The 22,965-nt window shown below is 65.1% G+C and carries 22 protein-coding genes; 15 read left to right on the forward strand and 7 right to left on the reverse strand.

Translation table 11 applies throughout. The annotated features are described in order from the left end of the window. The first annotated feature begins 121 nt into the window (after positions 1-121). A complete protein-coding gene (locus tag FCT00_RS03955; protein WP_138421927.1) occupies positions 122-1,447 on the forward strand; it encodes a DEAD/DEAH box helicase in 1,326 nt (441 codons plus the stop codon). Here the strand turns inward: FCT00_RS03955 and FCT00_RS03960 are convergent. Further along, positions 1,444-2,631 carry an MFS transporter gene (locus FCT00_RS03960; protein WP_138421928.1) on the reverse strand — a complete coding sequence of 396 codons (1,188 nt, stop codon included), beginning with the start codon at positions 2,629-2,631 and terminating at the stop codon, positions 1,444-1,446. The two genes, FCT00_RS03955 and FCT00_RS03960, sit on opposite strands and share 4 nt — an antisense overlap. A 114-nt stretch (positions 2,632-2,745) precedes the next feature. Here FCT00_RS03960 and FCT00_RS03965 point away from each other — a divergent pair, with 114 nt between their 5' ends. The 6 genes from FCT00_RS03965 to FCT00_RS03990 all read left to right on the forward strand — a co-directional run bounded on the left by FCT00_RS03965 (position 2,746) and on the right by FCT00_RS03990 (position 7,536). Further along, on the forward strand, positions 2,746-3,207 hold the full coding sequence (locus FCT00_RS03965) for a MarR family winged helix-turn-helix transcriptional regulator (RefSeq protein WP_008333729.1): 462 nt from the start codon (positions 2,746-2,748) through the stop codon (positions 3,205-3,207). 50 nt (positions 3,208-3,257) lie between these two features. Next, positions 3,258-4,433, forward strand: coding sequence for an acetyl-CoA C-acyltransferase family protein (locus tag FCT00_RS03970; protein ID WP_040885769.1), 1,176 nt, complete (start codon positions 3,258-3,260; stop codon positions 4,431-4,433). 119 nt (positions 4,434-4,552) lie between these two features. Continuing rightward, positions 4,553-5,284, forward strand: a complete 732-nt coding sequence (locus FCT00_RS03975) for a competence/damage-inducible protein A (protein WP_138421930.1) — start codon at positions 4,553-4,555, stop codon at positions 5,282-5,284. Beyond that, positions 5,281-6,024: a GNAT family N-acetyltransferase gene (locus FCT00_RS03980; RefSeq protein ID WP_138421931.1), complete on the forward strand. Its 744-nt coding sequence runs from the start codon at positions 5,281-5,283 to the stop codon at positions 6,022-6,024. The genes FCT00_RS03975 and FCT00_RS03980 overlap by 4 nt, the downstream gene beginning before the upstream one ends. A 1-nt stretch (position 6,025) precedes the next feature. After that, positions 6,026-6,592: a peroxidase-related enzyme gene (locus FCT00_RS03985; RefSeq protein WP_008333720.1), complete on the forward strand. Its 567-nt coding sequence runs from the start codon at positions 6,026-6,028 to the stop codon at positions 6,590-6,592. Continuing rightward, the gene (locus FCT00_RS03990; protein WP_138421932.1) at positions 6,589-7,536 is read left to right on the forward strand and encodes an OmpA family protein; all 948 of its coding nucleotides are present in this window, start codon (positions 6,589-6,591) and stop codon (positions 7,534-7,536) included. Before FCT00_RS03985 ends, FCT00_RS03990 begins: the two co-directional genes overlap by 4 nt. A gap of 3 nt (positions 7,537-7,539) precedes the next feature. On the opposite strand, the gene FCT00_RS03995 is transcribed toward FCT00_RS03990, so the two are convergent. Then, positions 7,540-8,334 carry an SDR family NAD(P)-dependent oxidoreductase gene (locus FCT00_RS03995; protein WP_138421933.1) on the reverse strand — a complete coding sequence of 265 codons (795 nt, stop codon included), beginning with the start codon at positions 8,332-8,334 and terminating at the stop codon, positions 7,540-7,542. A gap of 152 nt (positions 8,335-8,486) precedes the next feature. Here FCT00_RS03995 and FCT00_RS04000 point away from each other — a divergent pair, with 152 nt between their 5' ends. After that, positions 8,487-9,617 (forward strand): GNAT family N-acetyltransferase, encoded by a 1,131-nt coding sequence (locus tag FCT00_RS04000; protein ID WP_138421934.1) that lies wholly within the window; start codon positions 8,487-8,489, stop codon positions 9,615-9,617. On the opposite strand, the gene FCT00_RS04005 is transcribed toward FCT00_RS04000, so the two are convergent. The 3 genes from FCT00_RS04005 to FCT00_RS04015 form a co-directional block, all read right to left on the reverse strand. Beyond that, complete coding sequence (locus tag FCT00_RS04005; RefSeq protein WP_138421935.1) at positions 9,614-10,225, reverse strand: Crp/Fnr family transcriptional regulator; 612 nt, start codon at positions 10,223-10,225, stop codon at positions 9,614-9,616. The two genes, FCT00_RS04000 and FCT00_RS04005, sit on opposite strands and share 4 nt — an antisense overlap. A 158-nt stretch (positions 10,226-10,383) precedes the next feature. After that, positions 10,384-11,289, reverse strand: coding sequence for a LysR family transcriptional regulator (locus FCT00_RS04010; RefSeq protein ID WP_008333711.1), 906 nt, complete (start codon positions 11,287-11,289; stop codon positions 10,384-10,386). A 180-nt stretch (positions 11,290-11,469) separates the two neighbouring features. Further along, on the reverse strand, positions 11,470-12,291 hold the full coding sequence (locus FCT00_RS04015; RefSeq protein WP_138421936.1) for a class I SAM-dependent methyltransferase: 822 nt from the start codon (positions 12,289-12,291) through the stop codon (positions 11,470-11,472). Positions 12,292-12,434: 143 nt separating this feature from the next. Here FCT00_RS04015 and lysA point away from each other — a divergent pair, with 143 nt between their 5' ends. Both lysA and FCT00_RS04025 read left to right on the forward strand, forming a co-directional pair. Beyond that, positions 12,435-13,700 carry a diaminopimelate decarboxylase gene (lysA, locus tag FCT00_RS04020; RefSeq protein ID WP_138421937.1) on the forward strand — a complete coding sequence of 422 codons (1,266 nt, stop codon included), beginning with the start codon at positions 12,435-12,437 and terminating at the stop codon, positions 13,698-13,700. A 36-nt stretch (positions 13,701-13,736) separates the two neighbouring features. Continuing rightward, entirely contained in the window at positions 13,737-16,304 is a 2,568-nt protein-coding gene (locus tag FCT00_RS04025; protein ID WP_138421938.1) for a TIGR02302 family protein, read from the forward strand. Between the two features lie 93 nt (positions 16,305-16,397). On the opposite strand, the gene FCT00_RS04030 is transcribed toward FCT00_RS04025, so the two are convergent. Next, positions 16,398-16,844, reverse strand: a complete 447-nt coding sequence (locus FCT00_RS04030) for a MarR family winged helix-turn-helix transcriptional regulator (protein WP_138421939.1) — start codon at positions 16,842-16,844, stop codon at positions 16,398-16,400. A gap of 150 nt (positions 16,845-16,994) precedes the next feature. On the opposite strand from FCT00_RS04030, the gene FCT00_RS04035 reads away from it, so the two are divergent. Next, positions 16,995-18,914 (forward strand): FAD-dependent monooxygenase, encoded by a 1,920-nt coding sequence (locus FCT00_RS04035; protein ID WP_138421940.1) that lies wholly within the window; start codon positions 16,995-16,997, stop codon positions 18,912-18,914. Positions 18,915-18,981: 67 nt separating this feature from the next. On the opposite strand, the gene FCT00_RS04040 is transcribed toward FCT00_RS04035, so the two are convergent. Continuing rightward, entirely contained in the window at positions 18,982-19,872 is an 891-nt protein-coding gene (locus FCT00_RS04040) for a zinc-ribbon domain-containing protein (RefSeq protein ID WP_171042877.1), read from the reverse strand. Between the two features lie 113 nt (positions 19,873-19,985). Between FCT00_RS04040 and FCT00_RS04045 the strand changes: the two genes are divergently transcribed. Genes FCT00_RS04045 through FCT00_RS04060 form a run of 4 tightly spaced genes read left to right on the forward strand, consistent with a single transcriptional unit; the run spans position 19,986 to position 22,897 of the window. Further along, positions 19,986-20,660: a cell division ATP-binding protein FtsE gene (locus FCT00_RS04045; RefSeq protein WP_008333703.1), complete on the forward strand. Its 675-nt coding sequence runs from the start codon at positions 19,986-19,988 to the stop codon at positions 20,658-20,660. Next, on the forward strand, positions 20,657-21,562 hold the full coding sequence (locus FCT00_RS04050; RefSeq protein WP_138421942.1) for a cell division protein FtsX: 906 nt from the start codon (positions 20,657-20,659) through the stop codon (positions 21,560-21,562). Before FCT00_RS04045 ends, FCT00_RS04050 begins: the two co-directional genes overlap by 4 nt. Then, on the forward strand, positions 21,562-22,305 hold the full coding sequence (locus FCT00_RS04055) for a lysophospholipid acyltransferase family protein (RefSeq protein ID WP_138421943.1): 744 nt from the start codon (positions 21,562-21,564) through the stop codon (positions 22,303-22,305). Before FCT00_RS04050 ends, FCT00_RS04055 begins: the two co-directional genes overlap by 1 nt. Continuing rightward, positions 22,292-22,897 (forward strand): pyridoxamine 5'-phosphate oxidase family protein, encoded by a 606-nt coding sequence (locus FCT00_RS04060; RefSeq protein ID WP_138421944.1) that lies wholly within the window; start codon positions 22,292-22,294, stop codon positions 22,895-22,897. Before FCT00_RS04055 ends, FCT00_RS04060 begins: the two co-directional genes overlap by 14 nt. The last annotated feature ends 68 nt before the right edge of the window (positions 22,898-22,965 follow it).

Consider the following 22,965-nt stretch of genomic DNA (forward strand, 5'->3'; position numbering starts at 1 on the left):
GGGGGGCTTCGCGCCGGACGGTGGCAGGCAATCGCTTTGTCATGAGGCCCGTGCGCGTCCCAGCGATGACGACGCCGATGCGCCGGACAGGCGGAGCCTTTGCGCTTCGCGGAAAGACAACATGAAGACCTTCAACGATCTCGGGCTCGACCCGAAACTCCTCGCCGCCGTGAAGGCTGCGGGATACCAGACCCCCTCGCCCATTCAGGTGCAAGCCATTCCCCACGCCCTTGCGGGCACCGACGTTCTGGGTCTTGCCCAGACCGGCACCGGCAAGACGGCGGCCTTCGGTCTGCCGCTCGTGCAACAGCTTCTCGGCGGCCATGACAAGCGCGAGCCGAAGGGCGTGCGCGCCCTCGTCCTCGCCCCGACGCGCGAACTGGTGAACCAGATCGCCGACAACCTGATCGCCTATGTCAAAGGCACGCATATCAAGGTGAACACCGTGGTCGGCGGCAAGTCGATCAACAAGCAGGTGCAAATCCTCGCCAAAGGCACCGACATTCTGGTGGCCACCCCCGGCCGCCTGATCGACCTGATGGACCGCAAGGCCGTGCGCCTCGACACGGCGACGTTCTTGGTGCTCGACGAGGCCGACCAGATGCTCGACATGGGCTTCATCCACGCCCTGCGCCGGATCGCGCCGGAACTGGGCACCCCGCGCCAGACCATGCTGTTCTCGGCCACCATGCCGAAACAGATGGAGGAACTCAGCCGCGCCTACCTGACCGATCCGGTCAAGGTGCAGGTCGCCTCGCCGGGCAAGGCCGCCGACAAGATCACCCAAGGCGTGCATTGGGCGCAGGACAAGGGCGACAAGATCGACATCCTGAAAGCCTACCTTTCGGACGAGCCGGACGGTTTGTCGTTGGTTTTCGCGCGCACCAAGCACGGGGCCGAGCGGCTGATGAAGCAGCTTTGCGCTTCTGGCTTCGACGCGGTGTCGATACACGGCAACAAGAGCCAAGGTCAGCGCGACCGGGCGCTCGCCGCGTTTCGTGACGGCAAGGCCCGCGTTCTCGTGGCGACCGACGTGGCCGCACGCGGCATCGACATTCCGGGCGTGAGCCACGTGTTCAACTTCGACCTGCCGAACGTGGCCGAGAACTACGTTCACCGGATCGGCCGCACCGCGCGCGCGGGTGCCGATGGCGACGCGATCTCGCTCGTCACGGGCGATGAGCTTGGCTACCTGCGCGACATCCAGAAGCTGATGAAGATCGACATTCCGGTTCTGGGCGGCAACCGGCCCGAAGAACTCGCACCCCCGAAACAGGGTCGCGGCGGAAATGGCGGCGGCGGTGGCGGCGGTCGCGGGCGTGGCCCGCGGCGCGGTGGCGGCAAGCCCAAAGCGGCGGCCAAACCGAAGTCCGAGGGTCAGGGCGCCAAGAAATCCGCCCGGAGCGGCCAGCGCCGCCGCCGTTCGCGGAGCCGGAGCGCCGCTTAATCCGTGCGGTCGGTGCTGAAGAGGTAGATCGCCAGCCCGATCAGAAGCGGTATGCCGAAGAACAGGAACAACGATTGATAGGGCGCGGCCGCCGAGGCTGCGCCCTCTTTCGTTGCCGCGAAGATGCCGCCCGACGCGAACTGGAACAGCGACACGCCCCCGATCCCCATCAGGTTGATGAGCGTGACCCCGGCCCCTGCCAGATGCGGCGGGAAGAACGCCCGCGCGTGCGCCATGATGAGCGGGAAGGACGCCCCGAACAGCCCCACGGCGGACAGGAGGAGCGTCGTCGTCACCACACTGTTGTCGGGGAAGAGCCAGAGGCCGAACAGGCTCAACGCCGCCAGCCCGTTGCCGAAGAAGATCACCCATTTGCGCGTGCCGAACAGGCGGTCCGCCGGACCGTAAAGGAAGTTGCCCGCGATCATCGCCAGCGCCATGACCAGCGTGACGATCCCGATCCCGTTCGAGGTCAGGCCGAAAACATCCTCAAGATACGGTCCCGCCCAAAGCCCGCGCAGACCCGCGGCGGGGGCATAGTTGACGATCTGGATCGGGATGATGAACCACAGCGCCGGAATGGCGAGCAGCGTGAGGACCGAGCCCTTCTTGGCCCCCGGCTCATGCTCGAACGGCGGCGGGTCTTTGACCAGAACCGCCATGACCAGCGCGATGAGCAGGCTGATCGCGGCAAGTCCCCACATGGTTTCGCGCCACCCCATCGTCTCGACCGCCCAGGCCATCGGATAGGACGCGACCACGTTTCCGAACGTGCCCGTGCCCAGAACGACGCCCGCGAGCGTCCCGAACACGCGCGGCTCGAACACGCGGGCGAAGGTGAAGTAGTTGGCCATAAGGACCGGGGAACACCCGATGCCGATCAGCGCCATGGCAAGGTTCACGGTGCCCGGACCCTGCGCCACGGCGAACAGGGCCGCGCCCCCGGCGGCCCCGATCCCGAAAAGGATCGACGAGGTCTTTTTCGGCCCCACGTTGTCCAGAAGCCAGCCCACGGGAATCTGCATCGCGGCGAAGACGAGGAACCAAAGGCCGGAGGCGCGGCTCAGATCCTCGGGCGTCGCGCCGATGTCGGCGTTCAGCACCGGCGCCATGACGGCAAGGAAGGCGCGATAGAACTGGCTCAACACGTAAGCCACCACGAGTGTGACGATCCCGGCGCGCATGTGGTCCTCCTCCCGTTCCGCGTCCGGCCAGATGGACCGAAAGCGCGGGGAATGACAAGGGTGCGAGCCTTGCGCCCTAGCGATCCTTCACGTCATATGTCCGCCAAAAGGGGGATGCCCGTGACGAAATTCGACCTCGAAACCTTTCTGCCGTACCAGTTGAACGAACTGTCGCGGGCCGTCAGCGCCGGGTTTTCCTACCATTATCGCGAACGCTACGGGATCACGGTTGCCGAATGGCGCGTCGTCGCGCATCTCAGCCAGGAAGACGCCGTTTCGGTTCGCGAGATCACGCGCCGGGTCGGCATGGACAAACCCAAGGTCAGCCGGGCGGCCACGCGGCTCGAAGCGGGCGGATACGTCAAGAAGGTGGTGAACGAAACCGACAGACGTCTCGTCCAGCTTACCCTGACCGACAAGGGACGCGAAATGATCGAGACGCTCGCCCCGATCGCACAGGGCTACGACGCCGAACTACGTGACGTTCTGGGTGACAAGTACGACGCCTTCCGCGATGCGGTGGTCCTGTTGACCACCCGGACGCGGGAAAGAGATCCGGCTGACGGAACGTTCTGATGGACTATCTGCATATTTTGTAGATGGTCGGCGTATACACGGAGGACTTCATGACTGACATCGTAATTCTCGGCGGCGCACGCACCGCCATCGGCACCTTCGGCGGATCGCTGGCCGGAACGCCCCCCATCACACTCGGCGCGACGGCGGCGAAAGAGGCGCTCGCCCGCGCCGGCGTCGAGGGCGGCCAGATCGGGCACGTCGCTTTCGGCAACGTCATCAACACCGAACCCCGCGATATGTATCTGTCCCGTGTGGCGGCGATGGAGGCGGGCGTGCCCGACACCACCCCCGCCATGAACGTGAACCGCCTGTGCGGGTCCGGCGCGCAGGCCATCGTCTCGGTCACGCAGAACCTGATGCTGGGCGACGCCGACTTCGGTCTTGCGGGTGGTGCGGAATGCATGAGCCGTTCGCCCTACATCCTGCCGCAAGCCCGCTGGGGTCAGAAAATGGGCGACGCAGGCGCTCAGGACATGATGCTGGGCGCGCTGAACTGCCCGTTCGGCACCGGCCATATGGGCGTCACCGCCGAGAACGTGGCGGGCGAATGCGGGATCAGCCGTGAGGATCAGGACGCCTTCGCGCTGGAAAGCCAGACCCGCGCGGCCAAAGCCATCGAGGCGGGCTACTTCAAGGACCAGATCGTCCCGGTCGAGGTGAAGGTGAAGCGCGACACCGTCGCCTTCGATACCGACGAGCACCCGAAACAGACCTCCGCCGAAGCTCTCGCCGGTCTGCGCCCTGCGTTCAAGAAGGACGGCAGCGTCACCGCAGGCAACGCGAGCGGCATCAACGATGGGGCAGCGGCCATCGTGCTCGCCCGCGCCGAGGCAGCCGAAAAGGCGGGCCTGACGCCGAAGTTCCGCATTCTGGGCTATGCCCATGCGGGCGTGCGGCCCGAGGTCATGGGCATCGGCCCGATCCCGGCGGTGCAGAACCTGATGCAGCGCACGGGCCTTTCGGTCGGCGATTTCGACGTGATCGAGTCGAACGAAGCGTTCGCGGCGCAGGCACTGGCCGTGTCGAACGAGCTGAAATTCGACCCGGCCAAGGTGAACCCGAACGGCGGCGCCATCGCACTGGGCCACCCGGTCGGCGCAACCGGCGCGATCATCACGGTCAAGACGATGTACGAGCTTGAGCGCACCGGCGGCAAGATCGGCCTCATCACCATGTGCATCGGCGGCGGTCAGGGCATCGCCATCGCCATCGAACGGCTTTGATCCATCTGGCCGGGCGGCCCGCCCCGCCCGGCCAACCTTCGCCCATCCCCGGTCAACTCGGCCTTTTGGCCCCCGGCAAAAGCGACTAGATTCGCGCCACGCCATACCGGGAGCGAGATATGACAAACCCCACCGCCGCGATGCTCGTCATCGGAGACGAGATCCTTTCGGGCCGCACCCGCGACATCAACATGCATGTTCTGGCGCAGGCGCTGACGCAGCACGGGATCGATCTGAAAGAGGCGCGCGTGGTCTCCGACGACCGCGACGCCATCGTGAACGCGGTGAAGTCCCTGTCCGAGGCCTACGATCACGTGTTCACATCCGGCGGGATCGGCCCGACCCATGACGACATCACCGCAGACTGCGTGGCCGAAGCCTTTGGTGTCCATATCGACATTCGCGATGACGCACGCGCGCTGCTCACAGCGTTCTTCGAGCGCCGTGGGGTCGAGGCGACCGAAGGACGGATGCGTATGGCGCGCATACCCGACGGCGCGACGCTGATCGAAAACCCCGTGTCCGTCGCCCCCGGCTTCACCATCGAAAACGTGCATGTCATGGCCGGTGTGCCCAGCGTGTTCGAAGCGATGGTCGCCTCGGTCCTACCGACCATAAAGGGGGGCGCACCGCTTCTGAGCCAGACCCTTCGGATCGAACTGCCCGAGGGCGAGATCGCCGGCCCCCTGCGCGGGCTGGCCGAAGCCCATCCGACGCTTTCGATCGGCTCCTACCCGTTCCAGCACAACGGCGCTTTCGGCTCGAACATCGTGATCCGGGGCCATGACGGGTCCGAAGTCGATGCGGCTATGGTCAAACTGGCCGAACTTTTTCCGGGAAACCTCGCGTGAACCACGTCCCCCTCCCCGACAGCCGAACCCTTGTCGAAGCTGTCTTGGCCACTTGGCCGCCCGCCTCGATCCATCGCGAAGGGGCTTGGACCATCCGCGAAGGCAAGGGGGGAGGAAGCCGCGTGTCGTCGGCCACCGAGGACTGGCCCGTGACCGAGGCCGACCTGCCGACGGCCGAAGCGGCCATGCGGGCGCTCGGCCAGACGCCGCAATTCATGGTGCGCGACGGTGAGGGGGCGCTCGACAACCTGCTCGCCGCGCATGGTTACGAGGTGAAGGACCCTACGAACCTCTGGGCCGCAGATGCGCGGCGACTGGCCGGCGACGGCGCATTCAAGATGGGCATGTGTTATGCCATGTGGCCGCCGCTCAACCTGATCCGCGACATCTGGCAGGACGGCGGTATCGGGCCGGAACGTCAGGCGGTGATGGAGCGTGCGGGCGACCCGAAAGCCGGGGTCTTGATGCGCTCTGGCGACTATCCGGGCGGGGCGGCGTTCGTGGCGATCCGCGACAACCTCGCCTTGATCCACGCGCTTCACGTCCTCCCCGACGAGCGGCGCAAGGGCGTGGCCCGGCAGATCGTTAAACGCTGCGCCGTCTGGGCGCTGGATCACGGGGCCGACGTGATCGGTCTTGCCGTGACGCAGGGCAATACCGCGGCGAACCCACTTTATGCCGCACTTGGCATGGCGTTGCGCGGGCAATATCACTACCGGATCAAATCGGAGGAGGCCTGACATGAGCGAACCCTTGGGTGCATTGAACCTGCCGCCCGTCGATCCGCTGCCGGAGGCGACGCAGAAATACTTCGACATCTGCATGGAAAAGCTCGGCATGGTGCCGAACGTCCTGCGCGCCTACTCTTTCGACATCACCAAGCTCAACGCCTTCACGGCGATGTATAATGACCTGATGCTGGGCGACTCCGGCCTGTCCAAACTGGAACGCGAGATGATCGCGGTCGTGGTGTCGAGCGTGAACAAATGTTTCTACTGCCTCGTCGCCCACGGTGCCGCCGTGCGCCAGCTATCGGGCGACCCAAAGCTGGGCGAGGCGATGGTGATGAACTTCCGCGCCGCGCATCTGGACGCACGGCAGGACGCGATGCTGCATTTCGCCGAAAAACTGACCGAGACACCGGCGAAGATCGAGGAAAGCGACCGTCAGGCGCTGCGCGACGTGGGCTTCTCGGATCGCGACATCTTCGACATCGCCTCGACCGTGGGTTTCTACAATATGTCGAACCGGGTCGCCGCCGCGACGGACATGCAACCCAACGACGAGTATCACGCGCAGGCCCGATGATCCGTCCCGCCCCCTTCGCTCTTGCGTGCCTCTGGCTCGCCTCCCCGGTCGCGGCCGAAGTGCTGCTGCCTTCCGGCGCCGCGCTCAGGTTCGAGGAGCGCGAGACGGGCGGAACCTATGATCTGCCGATCGGCGCCCACAATGGCGACGTCATGCCGACCATCCGCACCGAGGGCGCGGTTCTGACCCGGGCCTACCGGATCGGCGGCACCGGGCAATCCAGCTATCAGATCATGCTGGGTTTTCGTCAGCAGTTGATCGACGACGGTTACGACATCCTGTTCGAATGCGATGAGGATAGCTGCGGAGGCTACGACTTCCGTTTCGACACCGATGTCGTCCACGAACCCGAAATGCATGTCGACCTTGGCGACTTCATGTTCCTGTCGGCCCACGTCCCCGGCGACAGCGGCATGTTCGCGTCGGTATTGGTCAGCCGATCCGCAAGCGCCGGATACATTCAGGTGATCGAGGTCGGGCCTCGTGGTGAATTGCCTGACCCAACCGTCACCTCGTCCAAAGCCGAAACGCCCGAAACCCAGACCGCCGTGCCGCAGGAGGCGCTTGGCGATGTGGGTCAGGCGATGGAAAGCGTCGGGCGGTACGTTCTCACCGATCTTAGGTTCGAAACCGGATCATCGGCGCTGGGTGACGGCACGTATGACAGCCTCACCGACCTCGCCGCCTATCTGAAAAGCCACCCGACCCGGCGCGTGGCCCTTGTCGGGCATACCGATGCCGAAGGCCCGCTCTCGGCGAATATCGCGATCTCGAAACGTCGCGCGACGTCGGTTCTCGAGCGGCTCGTCACCGCCCACGGTGTGCCGTCGAGCCAGTTGGAGGCCGAAGGGATCGGTTATCTCTCCCCCCTCGCCTCGAACCAGTCGGACGAGGGGCGCACCTTCAATCGCCGCGTCGAGGCGATACTCGTCACGACCGACTAGGCGTCACTTCACCATTTTCGCCATCTGCTTCTGAATGAACCCGATGGCCCAAGTCGGGGCGAGCCGTACGAGCCGGAACAGCATCTTGGCATCGGACCCGACGAGAATGTGGAGCTTGCCCGCCTCCATCCCGTCGAGGATGATCTGGGCCGCATCGGGGGCCGACGTCATGCGCGCACTCGACGCATCGGCACCGCCGCGCATCTCGATACCCGAATTCTCGGCGATATGCGTGTTCACGGCGCCCGGCATGACGCAGGACACGTCGACCTTCGTGTCCATCAGTTCGGCATAGATGCCTTCGGTCAGCAGCTTCACGCCCGCTTTGGTCGCTGAATACATGGTCTGCCCCGGAAACGGGATGAACCCGCCCATCGAGGCCACGTTGACCAGATGCGCCTCGGGCCGCGCCATGAGCGCCGGCAGGAAGGCCTTGGTCACATTGATCGGACCGACGAGGTTCACGTTCACCATCCGGTCGATCACCGCCATGTCGAGATCCGCGAAATCCACGAAAGGCTGGATGACGCCCGCGTTGTTGATAAGGCCATCCACCGCGCCATGGGCCGCTTCGACGGCAGCGGGCAGCGCCATGACCGCCTCCCGATCCGCGATATTGCCCTCGTGCAGCGAAAGCCGATCCCCGGCGTTCGCCTTGGCCGCCGTCTCGTCGAGCCCCTCCATGCGCAAGTCTACGGCGGCCACCCGTGCGCCGCGCTTGAGAAGTGCGAGCACCAGCTCCTGACCGATACCGCTTCCGCCGCCCGTGACGACGATCACCTTACCTTCGAGTTTCATCTTGGCCCCCTTATCTGGTCACTTATGTCCACTTAATAGCGCGCGCATTTTCGGGTCAATTGCCATGTTATCGCCGGATTGTTCCGTAAATTGACTTTCGATCACTTCGAACCACTGGCCTCCCAGACTGTTATCGAGACCTGACCGAACATATGCTGACTGCCGACGACATGACCCCTTCGGGCACACTGGGACGCAAGGAGTCCGAAACGCTGGACGCACTTCAGCCGATACGCACGGTCGATCTCGATGAAGTTTCGGCCGCCACGTGGGATGCGGTCGTGCCCGAGGATCGGCGCACGCCGATGAACCTGCGCGTCTGGTCGGACATTTCGCTCAAATCCTACGGGGTGCGCGACAAGTCCAAGATCCTCCTTGTCGGCGATGCGGAGCGGCCCGAGGCACTCATCCCGCTGATGCGGCGGCGCGACGCGATCGGCTGGTATAGCCTGCTGGGCAACGAAGGCGGCGGGGTCGAAATTCCGCGCCGTTCGGATGCAGCCATTCCCGCGATCGCCCGTGCCCTCATCGGTTTCGGGGCTCCGATCACGCTTGGCGATTATCCGGCGCACTCGCCCCTCATCCCCGCCCTTCGGGACGCGGCCCGTGGCCGCGCGTTGGTGCTGACACGTCCGCTGCCGGGGCTGGTGAAGCCGTGGCTGAACCTCGACACGACGTGGACGGACCCGTCCCAGCACCTGAAGAAAAAGACCGCGCAATCCATCCGTCGGCGCGAACGACGGCTGACGGAGCTTGGAAAGCTAGAAACGGCGTTTCTGACACCGTCCGTGTCGGACGTCGACGCCCTGCTCGACACCGCGCTCGCGATCGAGGCGAGCGGGTGGAAATCCCGCGCCGGGGTCGCGCTGGCGACGGACCCGCAGCAGGAAAGCTTCTTCCGCTTCTACTGCCGCACGCTGGCCGAACATGGGCGGCTGCATCTGACATTCCTCGATCTCGACGGCAAATCCATCGCCATGAGCATCGGCGAGCTCTATGGCGGCACCTACTGGGCACACAAGACCGCCTATGACGAAGACTACCGCAAGTATGCGCCGGGTATCCTGAAACAGTTTTACCTGTTGCGGGAGTTGGCCGGGAAGGGTGTGTCGAGGATCGACTTTCAGGGGCGACTCGACGACTTCAAACGCACTTGGACGGATCAGGGGGTCGAAGCGACCAAGGTTCGGATCTACCCCTTCACCCCGCGCGGGGCGCTCGCTCTCGCTTGCGATGCGGGACGACAGGCCAGTAGCATGTGGACCGCGCAACGCCCGACCTAGGCGGACCGCGTCGCTTCGACATTCTGCTGAAGACGTTCGGCCACCATGCGCGTCAGGAACAGCCCGAAACCCGGATCGAGCACGGTGAGTTCGATCACCTTTTCCTTCGATAACCGATAAACCGTGCAGTCGGTCAGACAGGTCGCGGTCGCAGTGCGGCTTTGGGTATCGAGGAACAGGGCGATCTCGCCGAACACGGTTCCCTCGCCGATCTCGACCCCCACTTCGTCGAACCGAACGCGACCTTCCGCCAGATACCTGAGCGACCGGCCCGGATCGCCCTTGCGGAAGATCACGTCGCCTGCGCCATAGGTCTGCATCTGCATCAGCGGCAGGATTTTGCGAATGTCAGGCGCTCCGGTGGCGGCATCGCGCACACGCCGCACGACCGCCATATGTTGCAGAATTCGCCAGGCATTGAGGGGCAAGAGGCAAAGGTGAAGGACGAGGATCGGAACAAGCCCCGCGCCCAAGGCATAGACGATGAAGGCGACATTCGATGCTATGGCCATCAATCTGAGCGGCAGGATCGCCTTCATGAAAAAGGCAACGAACACCAGGGACGAGGCGACATAAGACGCGATGTCGATCCAGGGCAATTCGTTCATACTTAACGGTTTAACCTTTCCCGACACGTCGCGCAAAAGACATTCGCGTCCGAAGGGTCGTCGCCTGCAAAAAAGAACGAGCACCAGAGGACTGCCATCCTTCTGGTGCTCAGGTTGCCCTTATGTCAGGCTGGGAAAGTCTGGACCGACCGTCCGTATTACCAGTTGTCGGGGCCCTTGTCGTTGAATGCCGCGACAAGGAAGTCGATGAAGGCGCGGACCTTGGGCTGGGTGAAACGCCCCGGCGGGTAGACCGCGTAAATGCCCTGCACATCCATCGGAAGCTCGGGGATCGCGTCCTCGACCAGCCCCTGCTCCAGCGCGTCGGCATAGAGGAAGGAGGGCAGGTAAGCGATGCCCAGACCGGCGATTGCGGCGTTGAGAAGCGATTGACCGTCGTTGACCGACAGCCACCCGGCGGTGCGCACCTGACGCACTTCGCCCGAGGGGGCCGGCACCTTCCACACGTTGCCCGAAGATTGCGAGCTGTAGTGCAGAAGCTTGTGTTCGTTCAGGTCGTCGATGCGCATCGGGCGACCGTATTTCTGGAAGTAGTTCGGGCTGCCGACCATGCGCCGGGTCGTGTCCGCGATCTTGCGGGCGCGCAGGCTGCTGTCTTCCATCTCGCCCACGCGGATGGCCATGTCGAAGCCTTCCGAGATCAGCTCGACGTAGCGGTTGTTCAGAACCATGTTCACGTTCACGTCCGGGAAGTCCTGAAGGAACTGGCCCAGAACCGGCGACAGGTGGTTCACGCCGAAGTCGGTGTTCACCGAGATGCGCAGAAGGCCCGAGGGCGCGCTTTGCATCGAGGTCACCAGTGCGTCGGCCTCCCCCGCGTCGTTCAGAACGCGGCGGGCGCGATCGTAGTAGGCCAGACCGATTTCGGTCGGCGAGACGCGGCGCGTGGTGCGATTGAGAAGGCGGGCACCGAGGCGCGCCTCCAGCGAGGATACGTGCTTGGAGACGGCAGACTTGGAAATCCCCATTTTCTTCGCCGCGTCCGTGAAGCCGCCTTGGTCCACGACAGTGGCGAAGGCCTCCATTTCGGTCAGTCGGTCCATAATTGATCTTTCTACAGTCATCGCCCCAACAAGAAATTGTATCGCCGCCAAATCGGGCAAGACTGTGATGCGTTCCGGACAAAAGGTTGGTTTTCTCGGGAATTGGGTTTGGCGTGGAAACGAGACCGGGTTTTCCGTTCGCTCACCGCGGATAATCACTTATCCACAGGCGGGATTGCCCTAAATCGCGCGCGCCGAGATGACGACAGCCGGTATGGGAACGTTCCAACGGGGGCCGTCGCCATGATTGGCGCGGACGCGGGCGACGACCGCTTCGCGAATGGCGCGGGCTTGCGCATCGGGCTGCGGGCGCAGAAGCGCCCCGCCCCGCGCCGTACCTTCGAGGAAAAAGTCATAGGGCGCGCCGGGATCGGTGACGTCCCAGCGTGACGGGACCGTTTCGCAGGTGAAATCCGTGAACCCGGCGGCGTCCAATGCGGGATAGGCCGTGTCGGGGTCGGCGTAATCGTTCGCCCCCGGCCCCGGTGGCAGAACGATTGACGGGTCGCCATACGTGGCGATGGCGTCAAAGACATAGCCCAGCGCCGTGTCGACCTCCGGCCCGCACCAGACGGAAAAGGCGATCCTGCCACCGGGTTTGAGAACGCGCCGCGCCTCGTGCAAGGCGGCGGGTGGGTCGGGCAGATGCGGCATTCCGAAACCGATGGTCACCGCATCGAATTGCGCGCCTGCGAACGGGAGGGTCATGGCGTCGCCCTCGACGAAGCGTGCATCCGGCACATTGGCCCGCGCCAGGTCCAGCATGGGGGCCGAGAAATCCAGCCCGGTCACATCCGCCCCCGATGCGACCAGCCCTGCCGCGACGTTGCCGTGCCCGCAGCACAGGTCGAGCACAGTCCGCCCCGGCCCCGTGTCCACCGCCGCCACCAGATGCGGCACCACCATGTCCGAGGCTTTGGCGAAGGCATTGGCATAGGACCGCGCGACATCGGCATCGGCCCATTCCCGGCGCTCCAGGTCTGCGAATTCGCGCGTGTCCATGGCTTGGCCCTTCCGATGTGTCCGGCTGCCCAGCCCATGAAAGCACCCGCCCGGTCGATTCTCCAAAGGAATCCGCCTTCGATCCTCATTGATCGCGGGTTTCGCGCGGTGTAGGGCGTTCGGGCATTTCTCAGGGGGCCGGAATGGACCACTTCATCTACAAGGACGGCGTTCTGCACGCCGAGGACGTGTCGATCACCGATATCGCCCGCAGTGTCGGCACGCCCTTCTACGTCTATTCCGCCGCGACCCTGCGCCGCCATTATCAGGTATTCGACGAGGCGCTCGCGGGCATGGATCACCTGATCTGCTACGCGATGAAGGCCAACTCCAACCTCGCCGTCGTCAAGCTGATGGGCGATCTGGGGGCGGGCGCCGACGTGGTGTCGGGCGGTGAGTATCGCCGCGCGCTGGCCGCCGGCATACCGGGCGACCGGATCGTGTTTTCCGGCGTCGGCAAGACGCGCGACGAGATGCGCCTCGCGCTGGAAAACGGTATCCGCCAGTTCAACGTGGAAAGCGAGCCGGAGCTTCTGGCGCTGAACGAGGTCGCCATGTCTATGGACACGGTGGCCCCGGTGACCATCCGTGTGAACCCGGATGTCGACGCCAAGACCCATGCCAAGATCGCGACCGGCAAGTCCGAGAACAAGTTCGGCATTCCCATCGCGCGGGCGCGCGAGGTCTATGCCGAGATTCGCGGCCTCCCCGGCGTGAAGGCGGTGGGGATCGACGTTCACATCGGGTCGCAGCTGACCGATCTGGCGCCTTTCCGCGCAGCATACGAGAAGGTCGCGGACCTCACTCACGCATTGCGTGAGGACGGGCACGAGATCATTCGGCTGGACCTCGGCGGCGGGCTTGGCATTCCTTACGAGACCTCCAATCAGGCCCCGCCCCTGCCGCTGGAATACGGGCAGGTGATCCGCGAGACGGTGGGCGATCTGGGCTGCGAGATCGAGATCGAACCCGGGCGGCTGATCGCGGGCAACGCGGGCCTCATGGTCAGTTCGGTGATCTATCTGAAGCATGGCGAAGGCCGTGATTTCCTTATTCTGGACAGTGCGATGAACGACCTCGTGCGCCCGTCGATGTATGACGCGCACCACGACATCGTGCCGGTGATCGAGGCCGCGCCGGGTGTCGAACAGGCTCCGCACGACATCGTCGGCCCGGTCTGCGAAACGGGCGACACATTCGCCAAACAGCGCAACCTGCCGCCCTTGGGCGCGGGCGATCTGGTCGCCTTCCGTTCGGCGGGGGCTTACGGCGCGGTGATGGCGTCGGAGTATAACTCGCGCCCCCTCATCCCCGAGGTGCTGGTGGACGGGGATCACTTTGCGGTCATACGCGCGCGTCCCACCTATGAAGAGATGCTGGCGCGCGATACGATACCTGAGTGGCTCTGACCTAAATTCGGGGCCGCGAGACAGCGAAAGGCCCCGATGGAGCGTTACGACAATCTCCCCGAAGCCGCCGCCGCGCGCGTGAAACGCCCGCTCCGCCTGACATGGGCGGGGCTGTTCGTCGAACGGCTGACACGCGCGTTCTGGCCCCTTGCCACAGTCCTGTTCCTCGCCCTCGCATGGGCGTTGTCCGGCCTTGCCGCTATCGCGCCGCTGCTGGTCACGCAGGTCGTCGCGGGGCTTGTGGTCATCGCGGGGATCGCAACGCTGGTTCTGGGCTTCGCCCGATACCGGGCCCCCACCAAGATCGACGCGATGGCGCGTCTCGACGCCTCTCTCCCCGGTGCGCCCATCGCGGCGCTGGCCGATGCACAGGCCGTCGGGGCAACCGACCTCGGCTCGCGCGCCGTGTGGGAGGCGCATCTTGCGCGCATGGCGACCAAGCTGGACGCCGCCAAGGGTCAGGCACCGCGCGCCGACCTCGCCCCGCGCGATCCCTATGCCATCCGCCTCATCGCGCTGACCGCCCTTGCGGTCGCGCTGCTCTTCGGCGTGCGCGCCGCGGGTCCGGGGCTGACCGCCATGATCCCCGGCGCGGGTGGCGATCAGGTCGCACAGGCAAGCTGGGAGGGTTGGGTCGAACCGCCGTCCTACACCGGGAAACCCACGCTTTACCTTGGCGATCAGACTCCCGGCACGCTTCAAGTGCCCGAAGGTTCGCGCGTCACCCTGCGCCTTTACGGCAAGGTCGACGAGATCGAGATCACCGAGACATGGTCGGAGGAACCGCCGACCGAGCCGGTGCCCACGCGCCTGTTCACCATCGACACCGACGGCACGCTCACCATTGGCGATGACGAATGGCAGGTGAGCGCGATCGACGACGCGGACCCGGCCATCGAGGTGTCGGGCGAGTTGTCCCGCACCCTCGCGGGCGAGATGCGTCAGGGCTTTCGCGCAACCGACGATTACGGTGTGGCCACCGGCACGGCGCAGGTCACAATCGACATGCCGAGCGTCGACCGCACCTTCGGCCTTGCCGCCGAGCCCGAACCGCGCGAGCCGATCGTTGTCGATCTGCCGATGCCCTTCCGCGGCGACCGCTCGGAGGTCGACGAGCTTCTGGTCGAAAACTTCGCGCAGCACCCCTGGGCGGAAATGCCGGTTTCGGTGACGTTCACCGCGACCGACGCGGCGGGCCAGACCGGGACCAGTACCCCGTTCGACATCGTGTTGCCGGGCCGCCGGTTTCTGAACCCCATCGCACAGGCCGTCATCGAGATGCGCCGCGACATCCTTTGGACGACGGACAACGCCGCGGCGTCGGCCCGTATCCTGCGCGCGATTTCGAACCGCCCGGAGGATTTCTTCCCCAAGGCCGAGCAGGCCGAGATGCTGCGCGCCTCGCTGGGTCCGCTGGAAGAAGAAGACCTGAACCCGTCGGTGCGCGACGAGGTGGCTCAGGCACTTTGGGATCTCGCCATCGAACTGGAGGAAGGCGCTCTGAACGACGCGCTCGAACGGCTGCGCCGGGCGCAGGAACGGTTGCAGGAAGCCATGCGGCAGGGCGCAACCCCGGACGAGTTGTCGGAACTGATGGACGAGTTGCGCGAGGCGATGCGCGACTACATGGAGCAGTTGGCGCAGAACGCGCAGCCGCCCGAGAACCAGCTGGACCAGCCCGATCAGGGCGACAACACGATGGAGATGACCCAGCAGGATTTGCAGGAGATGATGGACCGCATCGAGGAACTGATGCGTGAGGGCCGGACCGAGGAAGCGGCGCAGATGCTCCAGATGCTTCAGCAGATGATGGAAAACATGCAGATGACCCAGCAGCAGGGTCAGGGCCAGCAGTCGCCGGGACAACAGGCGATGCGGGGCTTGCAGGAGACCCTGCGCAATCAGCGCGACCTTTCCGACGAGACGTTTCAGGAGCAGGAAGGACAGCAGGGCCAACAGGGTCAGCAGCAGGGGCAACAGCAAGGTCAGCAGGGCCAGGAAGGCCAGAACGGCGACCAGATGGGTCAGAACCAGCCCGGTGAGGGGCAGCCGGGACAGGGCCAACAGGGCACGCAGGAAGGTCAGAGCGACCTTCAGGGCAGCCTGTCGCAGCGCCAGCGGCAGTTGGAGCGCGAGCTGGAACGCCAGCGCAACAACCTGCCCGGTGCCGGCACGGAAGAGGGCGAAGCGGCACGCGACGCGCTGGACCGCGCGGGCCGTGCGATGGACGAAGCCGCCGAGGCGCTGGAACGGGGCGACACCTCGGGTGCGCTCGACCGTCAGGCCGATGCGATGGAGGAAATGCGCGAAGGGATGCGCAACCTCGAAGACGCGATGCGGCGCGAGGCCGAGCAACAGCAGGAAGGCCAGCAGGGCGGCGAGCAAAGCGCGAACCGCGGCGGGCCGCAGGGCAACGAGCGTGACCCGCTGGGTCGCGAGGCGGGCGAGCGCGGGGCGCTGTCGTCGGACAGCCCGCTCGCCGATGGCGAAGACGTCTATCGCCGGGCCGAGGAACTGATGGAAGAGTTGCGTCGCCGGTCGGGTGAAACAGAGCGTCCGCAGGTCGAACGCGACTACATCGAACGACTTCTGGACCTGTTCTGAGGTTCGGATCGCGCCCTGGCGCGACCCGACCAAGGCGGGGGGCCAGCCCCCCGCACCCCCCGAGGTATTTTCGGACCAGAGAAGAGGAACGCGTCAGTCGCCGGATTGCGCGGCGGTCTCCGCCGTGGCGACCGCCTGACGCGCCAAGGCCAGAAAGGTGGCGCGCTGACCCTCGGTGAGGCCCGGCAGGATGTCGGCCTGAAGCGCGCGCACGAGGGGCAGGATGTCCGCGAACAGCGTTTCGCCCGTATGCGTCAGGCGCACTTCGCGGGCGCGGCGGTCGCGTTTGGAGACCGTGCGTTCGACCAGCCCTTTTTGGACGAGGCGGTCGATGACGCCGCCGATGGTGGCGCGGTCATAGGCGATTTTCGCGGCGACCGTGGCCTGATCGATCCCCGGTTCCTCCCGGATCGCGTCCATCGCGGCGAACTGCACGGAGGTGAGGTCGTACCCCGCCGCTTGCATCCCCTTGGTGAAGACCTGCGTCGAGACCTGGTTGAGGCGTCGAATCAGGTGCCCGGCCATGCCTTGTGCTTCCATCCCCGGCCCTCCTCGCCCGAAACCATCGCAAAGACAATAGCTTGGCCGATATGATATGTATACTTATTTTTCCTTGACGGAAAATGATAAGTATAGATATTAATTTGCCAGACGCTCGGTGCGACCCGCGCCGCGAGAGGAGGATGGACCATGCAGTATTACGAAGACGGCTTTCGCGGCGGTGACCCGGACCTGAAACAGGCGGCGCCCGGACGGCGCGACCGCGCGCCCTTCGCCCCCCTGCCCGACAAGGTCGACGTGCTGATCGCAGGCTCCGGCCCCGCGGGCACCTGCCTGTTCGCGCAGCTTTCGCAGTTTCCCGAGATCGACACCATGCTGGTCGAGCGCAAACCCGGCCCGATCGAGAAAGGGCAGGCGGACGGCATCAACACCCGGACGATGGAGATGTTTCAGGCCTTCGGCTTCGGCGAGAAGGTCAAGCGCGAGAGCTATTGGGTGAACCAGACGAATTTCTGGGTGCCTGACACCGCGAACCCCGGCCACATCAAGCGGATCGGGCGGGTGCAGGACGTGGCCGACGATTCCTCCGAAATGCCGCACACGCTCATCAATCAGGCGCGGGTGCACGAGTTGTTCCTCGACGTCGCGCGCAAGTCGGCGGCCCGCAACGTGCCGGATTACTCCTGGCAAGTGAAGGACCTGACCGTCGACACCACGACCGAGGATCATCCGGTGACCGTGATCCTCGAAAACACCGGGATCAACGCGGGCGAAACCCATGTGGTGCGGGCGAACTACGTCGTCGGCTGCGACGGGGCGCGGTCGTCGGTGCGCACGGCCATCGGCGGCAAACTGGAAGGGGACGCGGCGCATCAGGCCTGGGGCGTGATGGATATTCTCGCCAATACCGATTTCCCGGACGTGCGCCAGAAGTGCCTGATCGCGTCGAAATCCGAAGGCAACGTCCTGATCCTGCCGCGCGAAGGCGGCTACCTGTTCCGCATGTATGTCGAACTCGACAAGCTGAACCCCGACGAAAGGGTGTCGGCGCGCAACCTGACGCAGGATCATATGATCGCCGCCGCCCAGCGCATCCTCACCCCCTACACGCTCGACGTGAAAGAGGTGGTGTGGTGGTCGGTCTACGAAATCGGGCACCGGATTTCCGAGACCTTCGACGACGTGCCGCCCGAAGACCGTGCCACGCGCAATCCACGCGTTTTCACGGCGGGCGATGCCTGCCACACCCACAGCCCGAAGGCGGGTCAGGGCATGAACGTGTCGATGCAGGATACCTTCAACCTCGGCTGGAAGCTGGCGCATGTGCTGACGGGCCGGGCCGACCCGAGCCTGTTGCACACCTACTGCGCCGAGCGGCTGACCGAAGCCAAGCGGCTGGTCGAGACCGACCATAAATGGGCGCGCATCATGTCGGCCCCGCCGGGCGAAAGCGAACTGGACGGCACCGACATGCCGCGCATCCAGAAGCATTTCATCGAGAACCTCGAATTCACCGGAGGGCTGGCCGTCAAATACGACCCGTCGCGGGTGACGGGCGCGCCGACCCATCAGGCGCTGGCCACGGGGGAGGAGATCGGGCGCAGGTTCCACTCGGCCCCTGTCGTGCGCGTGTCGGATGCGATGCAGATGCAGCTTGGCCACGCCGCCGAGGCGGACGGGCGCTGGCGCATCTATGCCTTCGGCGGCAAGAACGACACGTCGGAGCCGGGTTCAGCGCTGCACAAGCTGGCCGACTGGCTGGAGCGCGACCCGGCCTCGCCCGTTGTCCGCCACACCCGCGAGGACGAGGATATCGACGCCGTCATCGACCTGCGCGCGATCTTTCAGACCACGTTCGACAAGATGGCGTATGAGAAGATGCCGTCGCTGTTGAAACCGATCAAAGGCCCGCTTGGGTTGCAGGATTACGAAAAGGTCTTCTGCCTCGACCACAAGGGGTTGGGCGACATCTACGAGATGCGTGGGATCGACCGCGACAAGGGCTGCATGATCGTCGTGCGCCCGGACCAGTATGTGGCCCATGTTCTGCCGCTGGATGGCTACGACGAATTGTCGGCGTTTTTCGCAGACATCCTACTCCCCGTTTGACATACCGAACCGAGAAACGACGAAGGGTGCCCGAAAGGCACCCTTTTTCTTGTTCAGGTGGTGACGATCAGCCCTCGCCCGCCGCATCCTCGAGCTTGTCGACGACACCCTGCATCAGCCCTTCGATCCAGCCGAACAGGCGGTTCACGAGATCGACATAGGCGACCATGGTGTCCGTGATGCCGGGGAAAAGCTCCACGATCCTGGGCGCGAAGACGTAAAGCCCAAAGGCGATGGCGACCAGCAGGACCACGATCGAAAATCCACGGCTGAACCCCCCGCGCGGTTCGCGGCCCTTGTCCTTGTCGGCAGCCGGGCGCGGCGTCCGCTTCGGCTTCGGCTTGGCGCTGTCCGGTGTATCGAGGGTCGAGTTGATCTCGTCGATATCGGGGAACATGTCCCGACGCGCCTGCGGGCCGAGGGGAGGCGGCGGCGCGACCTCGGGCTCAAGCGTCTCGCCCTCTTCGATCCCGCGCATCCGGGCCATCCGTTCGCGGGCGATGCGGCGACGTTCCTCTTCCGGGTCGCCGTAATCCTCGATGCCCAGTTCGCCCTGGGTCTCGACTGTCCCGCCCTCATGGGCGCGCGCGGCCATTTCGCGCTGCGCCTCTTCGGCGAGAATATCCCGGACCCCGTCGTCGAGCTCGCGCCGTGGCCGGGCCGGAGCAGGTGTTTCCGGCTCGTCACCCCAGTCGTCTTCGTCCGGGGCGGTCTGGCTGTCGTGGGTGTTTTCAGGCGCGGCCAGAGCGGCGTCGGGGTCGTGATCCGGCGCACGCTCCTGCCAGTTCGCGCTGCGCTGGAACCATGCGTGACCGCAATTCGAGCATTGAACGTCGCGTCCACCCTCGGGGATCACGCGATCGTCGACCTCGTACTGCGCACCGCAATTCGGGCATACCAGCCGCATATGACCTGTAACCTCGCCCTGTCCTTCGTATTCCCCGGTCGCCCGGTCCACCCGTTTGCGCCACTATGCGAAGCAAAGCCCGGAAAATCAAACCTTTGCAATCCCGAGATTGAAACAATTCACACCGTGGGGCAAAACGGTTCCGAAGAAAGAGAGGCGGGGCGGTGATCGAATTCGAGGAAGTCTCCTACGGCTACAGCGGGGGCGGGCCGCTTCTGTCCGACGTGTCGCTCAAGCTGGCGCCGGGGTCGTTCCACTTCCTGACCGGACCATCGGGCGCGGGCAAGACCACGCTGATGAAGCTGTGCTACGGGGCGCTCGTGCCGACGCAGGGCCGCGCGGCCCTCTTCGGCCATGACGTGCGCACCATGACGCGCGACGACGTGGCCGAGGCCCGGCGGAGGATCGGCGTCGTGCATCAGGACGTTCAATTCCTCGACCACATGACGGTGATCGAGAACGTGGCCCTGCCCCTGATGGTGTCGGGTCGCGATACCGAGCTTCAGGACTTGTCGGACCTGATGGGCTGGGTCGGGCTTCAGGACCAGATGGAGGCGCTGCCGCCAGAGTTGTCGGGGGGCGAACGACAGCGCGCGGCCCTTGCCCGCGCCGTCATCATGTCGCCCGAGGTCATTCTGGCGGACGAACCCACGGGCAACGTGGACTGGGAAATGTCTCTGCGCCTTTTGCGCCTGCTCATCGAACTGAACCGCATGGGCAAGACCGTGATGATCGCGACCCATGACATGAACCTCATCCGGCAAGCGAAAGCACAGGTTCAGGCTCGGGTGCTGCGGATTTCCGACCGGCGGCTGCAATTGGCGGGGGCGGACCTGTGATTTCGCGTTTCGCCAGCTTCCTCACGCTTCTCACGGGCGACGCACAGGCCGACCGGGTGGTGCCGCCGACCGGCTTCACGGCACGCCTGACCCTGTTCGCGTCTGGTGCCATGGCCTTTCTCGCCGTCTTCGCGCTGGCCCTGTCGCTCGCCACCGGGCGTCTGGCCGAGCAATGGGGCGATGCGCTGGCCCAATCGTCGACCATCCGCGTGTCGGCTCCAGAAGGTCAGGTGGACCAGCAGGTGATCGCGGTCATGGACGTGCTTCGCACGACACCGGGCATCGCGAACGCGCGGGTTCTCACCGACGAGGAACAGCGCGCGCTGCTCGAACCGTGGTTCGGCCCGGACCTTCCGCTCGACACCCTGCCGATCCCCCGGCTGATCGAAGTGATCGAAGAAGGCGACGGCTACGACGCCGAGGGGCTGCGCCAACGCCTTGCCGGTGAAGCGCCGGGCGCCGTGCTCGACGACCACACCCGCTGGCGCGACCCGCTGGTGCGCGCGGCCAAACGCCTGCGCGGGCTGGGCGCGATCTCGATCCTGCTCATCACACTGACGACGGCGGCGATGATCACGCTGGCCGCCAACGCGGCACTGGCGGCCAACGCACAGGTGATCCACGTCCTGCGGCTCGTCGGGGCGCGCGACAGTTACATCGCGGGGGCCTTCGTGCGCCGGTTCACCCTGCGTGCGCTGATCGGGGCGAGCGTCGGCATGATCGTCGGCATGATCGCCATCCTGCTCTTGCCGTCCGCCGACATCGGGGGCCAGTTCCTGACCGGTCTCGGGTTCCAGGGCTGGCATTGGGCCCTGCCCTTCGCTATTCCGCTGCTCGCGGCCATCGTGGCCTTTGCCGCCACGCGCGCCGCCGCCAACAGCACGCTGCGGGAGTTGACCTGATGCAGGCCATCCAGTTCATCCGCTCAATCCTCTTCGCCGGGCTGATGTATGGCGCGATGGGGGTGATGGGGGTTATCTACTTTTTCCTCACGCTCATCGACCGCGACTACGCCTATACGGCCGTAAGCCACTACACCGCCGTGGTCCGGTTCCTCGCGCGATGGGTCATCGGGCTGAAATCCGAAATCCGCGGCGATGTGCCGACGGACGAGGTTCTGATCTGCTCGAAACACCAAAGCTTTTTCGACATCATCCTGATCGTTTCGGCCGTGCCGCGCCCGAAGTTCATCATGAAGAAGCAGTTGGTCTACGCCCCCGTGCTCGGCTACTTCGCCAAGGCGATCGGTTGTATCCCCGTGGATCGCGGCAAGCGCGGTGCGGCGGTGAAGCAGATGATGGCCGATGTCGCCAGCGGCGCGTCCCGACCCGGTCAGCTCATCATCTTTCCGCAAGGCACCCGCGTCGCGGCGGGGGCGAAGAAGCCCTACAAGATCGGCTCCGGCGTTATCTACACCGAAAGCGGACAACGCTGCATTCCGGCGGCGACGAACGTGGGCGTGTTCTGGAAAAAGAACGGGATCACCAAGTACCCGGGCACGGCTGTGCTCGAATTCCTGCCTGCGATCGAACCGGGGCTGCCGATCGAGACGTTTCAAGCCGTGCTGGAGGAGACGGTCGAAAAGAACTCCGACCGGCTGATGCGCGAGGCGGGGTTCGACCCGGACAGCTATGAAGGTGATTGAAACCATCGCGGCGCTCGAGGCGCTTTATCCTGCGAAGCCCTCCGAACCCGCGACGATCAAGGTCACCGACCGGCTTACGCCCAGCTACCGCGCATGGATCGCCGCGTCGCGGTTCTGCATCGTCTCGACCGTGGGGCCGGAAGGCACCGATGCCAGCCCGCGCGGCGAGGATGGGCCGGTGGCGCTGGAACTGAATGCGCGCACGCTCGCCATCCCCGACTGGAAGGGCAACAACCGCCTCGACACGCTCCGCAATATCGTGCGGGACGGGCGCATATCGCTCATGTTCATGGTGCCGGGGTCGATGAACGTGATGCGCGTGAACGGCACGGCGGTGCTGACGGACGACCCGGCGCTGACCGGGCGGTTCGAGCACAACGGGCGCAATCCCAAGTCCGTGATCGTGGTGACGATTCGCGAAGTCTATTCCCAATGCGCACGCGCCGTTCTGCGGGCGGGGCTGTGGGACCGAAACGATGCCGAGGGCCTGCCGAGCGTGGGCGACATGCTGCGCGACGTGACGGACGGCGCGTTCGACGGGGCGACCTATGACCTTGAATGGGGTGAGCGCGCGAAGGACACGCTGTGGTGACACGCTCTTCGCGCGCCTGACAGCGGCTCATCGGGGGCAAGCATGGGCGAAGACGGGCCAGCGGCTCG

Source organism: Maritimibacter alexandrii (assembly GCF_005871115.1).
Lineage (GTDB): Bacteria > Pseudomonadota > Alphaproteobacteria > Rhodobacterales > Rhodobacteraceae > Maritimibacter > Maritimibacter alkaliphilus.

Excerpts from the sequence above, each read along its gene's own strand:
- FCT00_RS03960 (WP_138421928.1), bottom strand. The coding sequence starts at position 2,631 with ATGCGCGCCGGGATCGTCACACTCGTGGTGGCTTACGTGTTGAGCCAG.
- FCT00_RS03965 (WP_008333729.1), top strand. The coding sequence starts at position 2,746 with ATGCCCGTGACGAAATTCGACCTCGAAACCTTTCTGCCGTACCAGTTG.
- FCT00_RS03985 (WP_008333720.1), top strand. The coding sequence starts at position 6,026 with ATGAGCGAACCCTTGGGTGCATTGAACCTGCCGCCCGTCGATCCGCTG.
- FCT00_RS03955 (WP_138421927.1), top strand. The coding sequence starts at position 122 with ATGAAGACCTTCAACGATCTCGGGCTCGACCCGAAACTCCTCGCCGCC.
- FCT00_RS04010 (WP_008333711.1), bottom strand. The coding sequence starts at position 11,289 with ATGGACCGACTGACCGAAATGGAGGCCTTCGCCACTGTCGTGGACCAA.
- FCT00_RS04025 (WP_138421938.1), top strand. The coding sequence starts at position 13,737 with ATGGAGCGTTACGACAATCTCCCCGAAGCCGCCGCCGCGCGCGTGAAA.
- FCT00_RS04055 (WP_138421943.1), top strand. The coding sequence starts at position 21,562 with ATGCAGGCCATCCAGTTCATCCGCTCAATCCTCTTCGCCGGGCTGATG.
- lysA (WP_138421937.1), top strand. The coding sequence starts at position 12,435 with ATGGACCACTTCATCTACAAGGACGGCGTTCTGCACGCCGAGGACGTG.
- FCT00_RS04035 (WP_138421940.1), top strand. The coding sequence starts at position 16,995 with ATGCAGTATTACGAAGACGGCTTTCGCGGCGGTGACCCGGACCTGAAA.
- FCT00_RS04015 (WP_138421936.1), bottom strand. The coding sequence starts at position 12,291 with ATGGACACGCGCGAATTCGCAGACCTGGAGCGCCGGGAATGGGCCGAT.
- FCT00_RS04005 (WP_138421935.1), bottom strand. The coding sequence starts at position 10,225 with ATGAACGAATTGCCCTGGATCGACATCGCGTCTTATGTCGCCTCGTCC.
- FCT00_RS03990 (WP_138421932.1), top strand. The coding sequence starts at position 6,589 with ATGATCCGTCCCGCCCCCTTCGCTCTTGCGTGCCTCTGGCTCGCCTCC.
- FCT00_RS03995 (WP_138421933.1), bottom strand. The coding sequence starts at position 8,334 with ATGAAACTCGAAGGTAAGGTGATCGTCGTCACGGGCGGCGGAAGCGGT.
- FCT00_RS03970 (WP_040885769.1), top strand. The coding sequence starts at position 3,258 with ATGACTGACATCGTAATTCTCGGCGGCGCACGCACCGCCATCGGCACC.
- FCT00_RS03975 (WP_138421930.1), top strand. The coding sequence starts at position 4,553 with ATGACAAACCCCACCGCCGCGATGCTCGTCATCGGAGACGAGATCCTT.
- FCT00_RS04060 (WP_138421944.1), top strand. The coding sequence starts at position 22,292 with ATGAAGGTGATTGAAACCATCGCGGCGCTCGAGGCGCTTTATCCTGCG.
- FCT00_RS04000 (WP_138421934.1), top strand. The coding sequence starts at position 8,487 with ATGCTGACTGCCGACGACATGACCCCTTCGGGCACACTGGGACGCAAG.
- FCT00_RS04030 (WP_138421939.1), bottom strand. The coding sequence starts at position 16,844 with ATGGAAGCACAAGGCATGGCCGGGCACCTGATTCGACGCCTCAACCAG.